Genomic DNA, 8,427 nt, shown 5'->3' on the forward strand with positions numbered 1-8,427 from the left:
GGCCCCAGGTGTCGCGAAGAAGATCAAAAAGACGATGACCGAGATGCCGAACATCACGAACAGCATCTGACCGAAACGGCGCAGGATGGCATAGATCATCAGTCGCGCCCCAGCCGAACCTTGGAGCGCGGGTCGAGCGCATCGCGCAGGCCGTCTCCGAAGACGTTGAGCGCCATGACGGAAACCGCGATCGCCAGGCCCGGTACCAGCGCCACCAATGGCCTGGTGTAAAGCAGCGCCTGGCCGTCCTGGATGATGGTGCCCCAGCTCGCGGCTGGTGGTTGCACGCCGATCGAAAGGAAGGAAAGCGCCGATTCCGTCAGCATGTTCAGTGCCATCATCAGCGGCACGAAGACGATCAGCGTGGTGGTGATGTTGGGCAGGATATCGCGCCACAAAATCCGCGGCCCCGGCACCCCCAGATTGATCGCGGCGAGCACGAACTCGCTGTGGCGCAGCGACAGGACTTGCCCGCGTATCGGGCGCGCCACATAGGGTATGTAGACGATACCGATGATGATGACCGGCAGCCACAGACTGCCGGACTCGATCTCGATCGGCCCGATCGAGATGCCTTGCGCGATGGTGACGATGGAAAGCGAAATCGCCAGGAGATAGATCGGAAACGCCCAAAGCACATCCAGCAAGCGCGACAGCACCGTGTCGGTGACGCCGCCGAAATACCCCGCGATCAATCCCGCCGCCGTGCCGAGGATCAGGGTGAAGATGGTGGCCGCACCGGAGATCAGCAGCGAACTCTGCCCGCCATAGAGCATCCGGGCCATGACATCGCGTCCCTGGCTGTCGGCTCCAAGGAAATAATTGCCGAGCCGCCAGGTCGGCCCAAGCGGCGTGTAGCCGAGCCCGAGCCCCTCTGTCGATTGTTCCATCACAGGAACGTCGGCGCCGTCGATCTGGATGACGGCGTCGAGCGTCGAGGCGAATGGGTCCGTTCCTGCCCATTGCGCGTAGAGAGGCGCGCTGAGGCAGGCGAAAACGATGAGGAGGAACACGGCCAGGGACGCCATGGCGGCCCTGTCCGTTGCCAGCTTCGCAAACGCGACGGCCCAAGGCCCTCGCGTCTTGCGCGGCATGGCGACAGCTTCGTTCGACACGGACGTGCCCCTCCGCGGTTCGTTACTTTACCCAGGCCATTACTGTACCCAGGATTGGGTGATCATCCAGTTGAACTGCCGGTTGAACTTGAAATTGCCAACGCGTTTGCTGACGAAGTCGAGCCGCTTGGGCGTGAAGAGGCCGACGGCCGGCGCCTTGTCCGTGACTTGCTTGTCGATTTCAGCCCACAATTTGTCGGCGGCTTTCTGGTCGGTCACGCCGAGGTCCAATGCCTTCTGCATCTTGGCGTCGATATCCTTGTCGCAGAAGCCGGCGATGTTGATTGAAGCGTCCGAACCCAAGCGGAACGAGGCACAGGTGAACAGGATGTTCAGGAAGTCCGAGGCCGCAGGATAGTCCTTGTACCACTGGGTGACGGACATCTGCACTTTGTTGTTGGTGTTCTGGATGTAGGTGAACTGGATGTTGGACGAGATCGGCTTTACGTCGGCGACGTAGCCGATGGTGGTCAGCACGCTCTGCAGATAGACGCCGATGGACCGGGAAATGGCCGTGTCCTCGACGATGATGGTCACCTTCTGGCCCTTGGTGCCCGATTCCTCGACGAGTTGCTTTGCCTTGTCGAGGTCAGGCGCCGACCATTTGGCGCCGGGGTTCTTGGTGAAGGGGCAGTAGTCCTCGTGGCCAGGGAAATCCGGAGGCAGAACCTGGCATACCGGCGAGGCGAGCACCTTGCCGCCGAACAGCTTGACCAGCGTGTTGCGGTCGATCGCATAGGCAACGGCCTGACGCGCCTTTTCGTTGTCGAACGGCGCCAGACGATTGTTGAGCGGCGCATACCACCACGCCGAAAGCGGCGAGATGTGCAACTGGTCCATGGCCTTGGTGCCGAGTTCGCCAAGGCGGTCGCTCGGCAGCGCGTCGAACATCCAGTCGGCTTCCCCATTCTGGATCGCGGTGACGGCGGCTTCCTCGGAGAGGCCGAAATCATATTGGACGACGTCGGGGTAGCCGTCGGGCTGGGCTTCCTCGCTCCACTGTTTGAAGTTGGGGTTGCGGGTCACCGTCATCCCTTTGTTGGGATCGAAGGCGGAGATCATATAGGCGCCGGTGCTGGGGATAGGCTTGGAACCCATGTCTTCCGCGGGCGTCTCCGCCGGCAGGACGACGGCGTGCGGCAAGGCAAGCTTGTAGAGAATCTCGGCGTCCGGCTTGGTCAGGTTGACGGTGATCGTGCCGGCCGCCTCGTCGCCGACAACGCCGCCTTCCAGCGTGCAGCTCTTGGTGTCGGCAAGGCATTTGTCGGCACCGACGATGCCAGCATAGAAGGTTCCGGACGTCGGTCCGGAGACCTTGAAGATGCGCTGGAAGGAAGCAACGACGTCCTTCACACCGAGATCCTTGCCGTCGGAGAACTTGATGCCCTTGCGCAGTTTGAAGGTAAACGTCTTGCCGTCATTGCTGACCTGCGGCAGCGCCTCGGCGAGATCGGGGACGATGGTGAAGCCGTCCATGCCCTCGGCCTTGCGGAAGGCGACCAGCCCGTCATAGATCGGCTGATACATTTGCCAGCCCTGGTCGGTGTAATTGATGTGCGGATCGAGCGTTCCGGCCGCCGAGCGCGCCAGCAGGCGAATGGTGCCGCCGCGATGTTCCTTGAGGTACTCGGCCTGCGCCGGAGCCAGCCACATGCCGGCCAGCAATGCCGCGGCCGATGCCGCGAGAAGCAGTTTCTTCATGTCGTAGTTCCCCTTTTCTCAGTTGTCGTTGTCGTCCAGGAAGTCTCCCACCACCCGCATGCATAGATCCTGCTCTTCGACATGCGGCATATGGCTGGAATGCTCGAATACCTGCCAGCGCGATCCTTTGATGCCGTCCTTGAAGGGCTGGACGGTTGCGGGCGTGGCTTCGTCGTAACGGCCGGAGATGATCAGCGTGGGAACATCGATAGCGGGCAATCGGTCGATGATGTTCCAGCTCTTCAGCGTTCCGATGACGTGGAATTCGTTCGGACCATTCATGAGATGATAGACGGTCGGATTGCGTGCGACTTGGGCGAAGGTTTCCGTCACCTCGGGCGGGAACGGAACGACCCGGCAGACATGCCGCTCGTAGAACACCATCGTCGCCTCTTGATAGGCCGGATCGTCCGTCGTGCCGGCCTGTTCGTGCCTTGCCAGTGTCTCCTGCACATCGCTCGGCAGGGCGGCGCGCAACCGGTTGGCCTCTTTCACCCACAGCTTCATGGAAGCCGGTGAGTTGGCGATGGTCAGCGACTTCAGACCCTTTGGCCGCGTCACCCCATATTCAGCGCCCAACATGCCGCCCCAGCTCTGTCCGAGCACGTGGAAGCCGCCGCGGATGCCGAGTTGGTCGACGAGGTTTTCAAGTTCATCGATGAACAGCCTGGGCGTCCAGAAATCGGCGCCTCTGTCAGGCAGCAAGGTGGAATTGCCACAGCCCAATTGGTCGTAGTGGATGACGGCACGGCCCGTTCGGGCAAGAAGCTTGTACGCATCGACGTAGTTGTGGGCGGCACCTGGCCCGCCATGCAGAATGACGACCGGAGCCTTGTCGGCGTCGAGTTCGCCGCTGACCCGATACCAGGTTTCGCAGTCGCCAAAGCCGGCCCGCCCTTCCCTGGTGGCGATTTCCGATGACATCCCCGCTCCATGCGTGATTGAAGACATGTTGCTTTGTCCTAGTTCGTGACCCGGCTGGCCTGAACCCATTCTTCCAGCATCTGCACGCCGAATGCCGTGGCGCCTTGCCTGCCAAGGGGGCGATCCGCATCGGCCAGTTCCTTGCCGGCAATGTCGAGATGCACCCAGGGCCGATCCTCGGTGAAGTGACGCAGGAACGCCGCGGCGTAGGGAGCGTCACCGTCTTCCATGTCCTTGGCGTGATGCCGCAGGTCCGCAAACGGCGATTGCAGCCCCTCGTCGTAAGCCCGGTCGAGTGGCAGCTGCCAAAACCGCTCGCCGACCGCTTCTCCGGCCGCGATCATCCGCGAGGCGATGGCGTCGTCGGTGCTGAAGAGGCCGGCGAATACCGATCCGAGACCGCGCATCACCGAATAGGTCAAAGTGGCGAGGTCGACGATCACCGACGGGTTGAAGCGCGAGGCGGCATAGTAGAGGCAGTCGGCCAGGATCAGGCGTCCTTCCGCATCCGTGTCGAACACTTCCACGGTCTGACCGGACGCTGTCGTGATGATGTCGCGCGGCTTCAGCGCGGTGCCCGACGGCATATTCTCGGCGATGCCGAGCACGCCGACCACGTGCACCGGACTGCCTTGCCGGGCGAGCGCGATCAGCAGGCCGACCACGGCGGCCGCGCCGCCCATGTCGGCCTTCATATCGAACATCTGCTCGCCGCGCTTGATGCAGAGGCCGCCGGAGTCAAAACAGACACCCTTGCCGACGAAGGCCAGCGGCTGAGCGGGGGCACCCTTGCCGCGATAGCGCAGGACCGCGACGCGCGGGGGGCGCACCGAGCCTGATCCCACAGCCAGGATCGCGTTCATGCCGAGTTCCCCGAGCCTTGCCGTATCGAGTATCTCGACGTCGATGCCAGCTTCGCGCAACGGCTCCAGATGATCGTGGAAATTGTCGGGATGGAGATGGTTCGGCGGCAGGTTGACCAGAGTACGCGCATATTCGACGCCATCCGCGATCGCATTGATCCGCGCCAGCGCCGAATTCAGCGCCGGACCGCCGGCCCCGACCAGTTGTACCCGCAGGGTCCGATCGGCCCCCGCTCCCGCGCGCCGGTTGCGCATGTCGAAACGATAGCGCCGCAGCCGCATGCCAAGCGCGACCCTTGCCAGGATTTCCGCTCCCGTCAGACCTATGCCTGCAATGGGATCCAGGACCAGGGTAGCCGCGCATTCCCCTTTACCTTCCAGATGCGCGGCCAAGAGGCCGCCAGCACGCGTCAAGGAGAGCGCGGTGACGGCCTCGGCCTTGCCCAGGGCAAGGACAATCACGCGCCGGGCCGATACCGCTTTAGGGGCGATGACATCGATGCAAGTGCCGGATTCAGCCAGTACGGCTGCATCGGAACAGGCTCGGGAGAGTATCCCGCTCATTTCCGTGTCCAGTGCCGCTGCCCGAGGGCCAAAACCCGTCTGGGCAGTCTGCAAGATCACGACGACGGAGGTTTCCGCGGAAATCTCGTCCGCCGTTTCAAAGACCGGCACTGGCGATTGAGGCATAGGCGGGCGTTCTCCTCATTGCGGGGGCTTTGGCCGAGGCGTCGCTTGCAGCTCGTGCAATGCTTCGCCCGCCACCGGTGGAAGCCGGTCAAACCGGTCGCCGCCGTTGGTGGAATGGTGCCGAAGTTCCCGAATAGCCGTTTTCGTAAGACGACTTAGTTGCTCTTGCTCTTGGGTATCCCTGAACGGGCCGAGCGATCAAACGCCAATTTTGTCCATGTCGATTGACAAAAACTCAACTGACAATTCATGATCGGCCAATGGCCCTACCCTCACTCAACGGCATGCGCGCTTTCGAGGCCGCAGCACGTCTCGGCAGCATCAAGGATGCGGCGGAGGAGCTGCATTTGACGCCCTCGGCGATCAGCCGCCACATCCGAGCACTCGAACGCAATCTCGGTCAGGACCTGTTCGAGCGCGGCTTTCGCCAGATAACGCCGACCATCCGGGGTTCATACTATGCGCGCAGCCTCTCCGAGGCGTTCGAGGCCATCTGGCGCGCCACCGACGATGTCAGTCTCGTTGACGGCCCGAGTCACGGCAGGACCCAGCGTGTCCGGGTCCTGTGCGTGCCGGCTGTCCTGAACCTTTGGCTGGCCGACCGGTTGCCGAATTTTCGCCGGCAGCATCCGACCGTGGATCTGGAGATCTCGACATCGGGCAAGCGGGCCAATTTCGATTTGGCCATTGTCGACGAGTTCGTCTACAAGGCCGGCCCGGCGCTGACGCTGCTGATCCCGCTGGTTCTGACGCCGGTCTGTGCACCCTCGTTGCTTGAAGGGCCGATGCCGCTACTGTCGCCCGCCGATCTGGTCAATCACCACCTGATCCACGAATGCGAGACCATGCGATGGAAGCGCTGGCTGGAGCAGGAAGGCGTTTTGGACACCACGCCGAAATCCAGCACGACGCTGGATGACTGCACGCTGATCATGCGCGAGGCCATCAATGGCGCTGGAATAGCGCTTGCCGACACGATGATGGCGCAGGATTTGCTTCAGCAAGGCAAGCTGGTCGCCCCATTCAGCGCCCGCCATACCTATCCGGCCGGCATCTACCTGCATCAGCGCCGCAGTATCGGCAACAAGCCGGGTACCGGCATGTTTCAGGACTGGCTGCTTTCCGAAGTCGAGGACCACAAGCGGGTGATGGCCGTCGCCTAGGCTGCCGCTCTTGCCGGCAGAAGTTGGCAGGGCGGATTCATCCAGCCTGACGCGGTGGATCGAAAATTCGAATCGACAGACGGGCGCTTTTCCAAAGCGGCTCACCATTACCGTCTGTCGATAATCGCGGTTCGCATTGAATATCTTTAAGGCCAAAGCCGGCAAATCGGTTGCTTGTCGGTTCCCCTGCGTCAGGCGTAACCTCTGCGGTCAACGCGTGAGGGCGCGTGCTGCAAGAAGGGGATATTGCAATGACGATACAAGGCGCATCGCCTGACCTGTATAATGAAGACCTCGCTCCCGCCAAGGTTCGAAACTGGGGACCGTTCTCGATCTTCAATGTCTGGACATCGGACGTCCATAGCCTGTGGGGCTACTATCTCGCCGCCAGCCTGTTTCTGTTCTGCGGCGGCTTCGTCAATTTCATCATCGCCATCGGCATCGGCTCGCTGATCATCTACGCATTGATGAACATGGTCGGCTATGCCGGTGTGAAGACCGGTGTGCCCTACCCCGTGCTGGCCCGAGCCTCCTTCGGCATCTGGGGCGCCAACATTCCGGCACTGGTGCGCGCCATCGTCGCCTGCTTCTGGTACGGCGCGCAGACCGCCGCCGCCTCCGGCGCCATCGTCGCATTGCTCATCCGCTCGCAATGGTTCGCCGATTTCAACGCCAACACCCATTTCCTCGGCCATTCCGGCCTGGAGGTGATCTGCTTCGTGATCATATGGGCCCTGCAACTGCTGATTATCCAGAAAGGCATGGAAACGGTGCGCCGCTTCCAGGATTGGGCAGGACCCGCAGTCTGGGTGATGATGCTGCTCCTGGCCATTTATCTCTGCGTCAAATCCGGAACCTTCGCCTTCACCAGCGACATACCGATGGACGTGCTTCTGGAGAAGACCAGGGATGCCGGCGTGCCTGGAACGCCGGGCTCGTGGACGTCGCTGTTCGCGGTGGCCGCGATCTGGGTGACGTATTTTTCGGCGCTCTATCTCAATTTCTGCGATTTCGCCCGCTATGCCCCCGATCAGGCAGCGCTGCGCAAGGGCAATATCTGGGGCCTGCCGGTCAACCTCATCCTGTTCTCGCTGGTCGCCGGCGTCACCACCATCGCCGCCTACGACGTCTATCATGAAGTGCTGCTGCATCCCGACCAGATCTCGGCCAAGTTCGACAGCTGGTTCCTGGCTGCCCTTGCGGCCTTGACCTTCGCGGTGGCGACCTTGGGTATCAACGTGGTGGCCAACTTCGTCTCACCCGCGTTCGACTTCTCCAACGTCTTCCCGCGTCAGATCGACTTCAAGAAGGGTGGCTACATCGCCGCGCTGATTGCGCTCGTACTCTATCCCTTCGCGCCGTGGGAAGGCAGCGCCGCCTCCTTCGTCAACATCATCGGCGCGACGATGGGACCGATCTTCGGCGTCATGATGGTCGATTACTACCTGATCCGGAAGGGCGAGGTCGACGTCGAGGCACTCTACCGCGAGGACGGCGAATTCCGCTTCCAGGGCGGCTGGCACGTCAATGCCTTCATCGCCGCCGGGATCGGCGCCGTCTTCTCCTCGATCCTGCCGAACTTCACCAACTGGCTGCCGTCCTGGTGGGGCGTCTATGGCTGGTTCTTCGGCGTGGCGATCGCCGGCGTCATCTACTACGTGCTGCGCACCGCGGCCGTGGGCGCAGGCGCCAAGACAGCGAAGGCTTGAAGCAGGCCTTAGGCAGTGGGCGGTAGGGCCTAGGGAACTACTGCCTACTGCCTACTGCCTAACCATCTCGGCCAGCTTGCGCACAGTATTCCAGTTGCGCGAGGTGCCAATGCCGAGGCGCCTGTGATTGGCGGCCGCAAGCAGGCGCGAGCTTGGCTTCTCGCGCGAAAACACAAGCCATATGTCGCCACCGACCAGAAGCACCTTTTCGTCCCCGGCGGCACGGGTCTGAAGACCCGATATGGCATCTTCGGTCACGGGT

Annotated in this window: 6 protein-coding genes and 1 pseudogene; 2 read left to right on the top strand and 5 right to left on the bottom strand. The window is 62.1% G+C overall.

The window, feature by feature from the left end; translation table 11 throughout:
- Positions 1-98: 98 nt before the first annotated feature.
- Genes EOA36_RS19145 through EOA36_RS19160 form a run of 4 tightly spaced genes read right to left on the bottom strand, consistent with a single transcriptional unit; the run spans position 99 to position 5,293 of the window.
- Positions 99-1,115, bottom strand: a complete 1,017-nt coding sequence (locus EOA36_RS19145; RefSeq protein WP_127278959.1) for an ABC transporter permease — start codon at positions 1,113-1,115, stop codon at positions 99-101.
- A gap of 39 nt (positions 1,116-1,154) precedes the next feature.
- On the bottom strand, positions 1,155-2,816 hold the full coding sequence (locus EOA36_RS19150; protein ID WP_127278960.1) for an ABC transporter substrate-binding protein: 1,662 nt from the start codon (positions 2,814-2,816) through the stop codon (positions 1,155-1,157).
- A gap of 18 nt (positions 2,817-2,834) precedes the next feature.
- Complete coding sequence (locus EOA36_RS19155; protein WP_127278961.1) at positions 2,835-3,740, bottom strand: proline iminopeptidase-family hydrolase; 906 nt, start codon at positions 3,738-3,740, stop codon at positions 2,835-2,837.
- 38 nt (positions 3,741-3,778) lie between these two features.
- Entirely contained in the window at positions 3,779-5,293 is a 1,515-nt protein-coding gene (locus tag EOA36_RS19160) for a leucyl aminopeptidase (RefSeq protein WP_127278962.1), read from the bottom strand.
- A gap of 260 nt (positions 5,294-5,553) precedes the next feature.
- Between EOA36_RS19160 and EOA36_RS19165 the strand changes: the two genes are divergently transcribed.
- Positions 5,554-6,456: a LysR substrate-binding domain-containing protein gene (locus EOA36_RS19165; RefSeq protein WP_127278963.1), complete on the top strand. Its 903-nt coding sequence runs from the start codon at positions 5,554-5,556 to the stop codon at positions 6,454-6,456.
- A 251-nt stretch (positions 6,457-6,707) separates the two neighbouring features.
- Entirely contained in the window at positions 6,708-8,165 is a 1,458-nt protein-coding gene (locus EOA36_RS19170) for an NCS1 family nucleobase:cation symporter-1 (protein ID WP_127278964.1), read from the top strand.
- A gap of 51 nt (positions 8,166-8,216) precedes the next feature.
- Here EOA36_RS19170 and EOA36_RS19175 read toward each other — a convergent pair.
- Positions 8,217-8,427, bottom strand: a pseudogene (locus tag EOA36_RS19175) (hypothetical protein); the annotation flags it as partial.

It is taken from the genome of Mesorhizobium sp. M8A.F.Ca.ET.021.01.1.1 (assembly GCF_003998025.1).
Taxonomy (GTDB): Bacteria; Pseudomonadota; Alphaproteobacteria; order Rhizobiales; family Rhizobiaceae; genus Mesorhizobium.